The sequence below is a fragment of the Bradyrhizobium sp. HKCCYLR20261 genome, assembly GCF_051168435.1.
Taxonomy (GTDB): domain Bacteria; phylum Pseudomonadota; class Alphaproteobacteria; order Rhizobiales; family Xanthobacteraceae; genus Bradyrhizobium.
The window spans coordinates 1-2,500 of sequence record NZ_JBNPUZ010000009.1; the positions used below are offsets into that span (position 1 = coordinate 1).

The following is a 2,500-nucleotide window of genomic DNA, read 5'->3' on the forward strand; positions in this document are numbered from 1 at the left end:
GCGCTGTGAAGCGCGGGATCGATTGGTGGGACCTCGTCAAACGTTGTGATCAGCCGGTTCAAAGCTTCAAGTTCAACTTGAGAGTTTGATCCTGGCTCAGAGCGAACGCTGGCGGCAGGCTTAACACATGCAAGTCGAGCGGGCATAGCAATATGTCAGCGGCAGACGGGTGAGTAACGCGTGGGAACGTACCTTTTGGTTCGGAACAACACAGGGAAACTTGTGCTAATACCGGATAAGCCCTTACGGGGAAAGATTTATCGCCGAAAGATCGGCCCGCGTCTGATTAGCTAGTTGGTGGGGTAATGGCCCACCAAGGCGACGATCAGTAGCTGGTCTGAGAGGATGATCAGCCACATTGGGACTGAGACACGGCCCAAACTCCTACGGGAGGCAGCAGTGGGGAATATTGGACAATGGGCGCAAGCCTGATCCAGCCATGCCGCGTGAGTGATGAAGGCCCTAGGGTTGTAAAGCTCTTTTGTGCGGGAAGATAATGACGGTACCGCAAGAATAAGCCCCGGCTAACTTCGTGCCAGCAGCCGCGGTAATACGAAGGGGGCTAGCGTTGCTCGGAATCACTGGGCGTAAAGGGTGCGTAGGCGGGTCTTTAAGTCAGGGGTGAAATCCTGGAGCTCAACTCCAGAACTGCCTTTGATACTGAAGATCTTGAGTTCGGGAGAGGTGAGTGGAACTGCGAGTGTAGAGGTGAAATTCGTAGATATTCGCAAGAACACCAGTGGCGAAGGCGGCTCACTGGCCCGATACTGACGCTGAGGCACGAAAGCGTGGGGAGCAAACAGGATTAGATACCCTGGTAGTCCACGCCGTAAACGATGAATGCCAGCCGTTAGTGGGTTTACTCACTAGTGGCGCAGCTAACGCTTTAAGCATTCCGCCTGGGGAGTACGGTCGCAAGATTAAAACTCAAAGGAATTGACGGGGGCCCGCACAAGCGGTGGAGCATGTGGTTTAATTCGACGCAACGCGCAGAACCTTACCAGCCCTTGACATGTTTGGGACCGGTCGCAGAGACGTGACCTTCTCTTCGGAGCCCGAAACACAGGTGCTGCATGGCTGTCGTCAGCTCGTGTCGTGAGATGTTGGGTTAAGTCCCGCAACGAGCGCAACCCCCGTCCTTAGTTGCTACCATTTAGTTGAGCACTCTAAGGAGACTGCCGGTGATAAGCCGCGAGGAAGGTGGGGATGACGTCAAGTCCTCATGGCCCTTACGGGCTGGGCTACACACGTGCTACAATGGCGGTGACAGTGGGAAGCTAAGGGGTGACCCTTCGCAAATCTCAAAAAGCCGTCTCAGTTCGGATTGGGCTCTGCAACTCGAGCCCATGAAGTTGGAATCGCTAGTAATCGTGGATCAGCACGCCACGGTGAATACGTTCCCGGGCCTTGTACACACCGCCCGTCACACCATGGGAGTTGGCTTTACCTGAAGGCGGTGCGCTAACCAGCAATGGAGGCAGCCGACCACGGTAGGGTCAGCGACTGGGGTGAAGTCGTAACAAGGTAGCCGTAGGGGAACCTGCGGCTGGATCACCTCCTTTCTAAGGATGGCTCTTCAGTCTGGTCTTTAAGGTCGCAAGATCTTGCTGGCCACGATCTTCGGATCGCGCACTATCGAGCTGTTTTAGAAACATCAGGGGCCAACACGATCGCCAGATCGGGTTGAGTTCCATTGGCGGGATTTCGCCGTCTTCGTTTCTCTTTCTTCGCGGACGAACACGCTGCCTGGGGCTTGGCGCTGTGCATCATCATGGCGCTGAAAAGCGCCGGGTGGTTGACTTGATCCGAGCCTCTCAAGCGTTAGGGCTTGTAGCTCAGTTGGTTAGAGCGCGCGCTTGATAAGCGTGAGGTCGGAAGTTCAAGTCTTCCCAGGCCCACCATGCTTCGCCCTTCGGGCTACGCATGGCGCAGCCATGCAGGAGCCTGAGAGGCAAAGCATGGTGCCCGGCGAAGCCACTTGGCGAAGAAGGGCGCTCCGACCGAGATCATCGACGTTCTGCAGCTTGCGCATCGTCTTTCCGAGTATGGGGCCTTAGCTCAGCTGGGAGAGCGCGTGCTTTGCAAGCATGAGGTCGTCGGTTCGATCCCGACAGGCTCCACCACGCTTCGCCCTTCGGGCTACGCGTGGCGCGGCCAGGGAGCTGCTGCTAGCGTGTTCAATTCGTCCGCGAGACAACATTTCGCATCTTTTGGTCCTCACCGGGATTACAGAAGACTGCGTGTTATCTGACATCGTGAAGAGGAGATCGATCCGAGTTGGGTCGTGCAATGAAGGGGCACCGCGCAAGCGGTCCGCACTTCGACTTTGCACCGACGCCTTCACTATCTCCGGGTCATTTCGGCGCAAGTATCGAGCTGTGAAGCTTGTCACTTGTTGTAAATGACTCTGTTCGCTGCGCTTGACCGCACGGCGATCGGTTCGATCTTAAGAAGCAAGCTGGTCTTTCTAATCAGTGTCCTGCGGCTTCCTGACGCTTGT

Annotated in this window: 2 tRNA genes and 1 rRNA gene; all 3 read left to right on the forward strand. The window is 56.0% G+C overall.

The features are described 5' to 3' along the window. The first annotated feature begins 73 nt into the window (after positions 1-73). Positions 74-1,562: ribosomal RNA gene (locus ACQR1L_RS21345) — 16S ribosomal RNA — on the forward strand. Positions 1,563-1,824: 262 nt separating this feature from the next. Beyond that, positions 1,825-1,901 (forward strand) — tRNA-Ile (locus tag ACQR1L_RS21350). A gap of 146 nt (positions 1,902-2,047) precedes the next feature. Beyond that, positions 2,048-2,123: transfer RNA gene (locus tag ACQR1L_RS21355), tRNA-Ala, on the forward strand. Positions 2,124-2,500 lie beyond the last annotated feature (377 nt).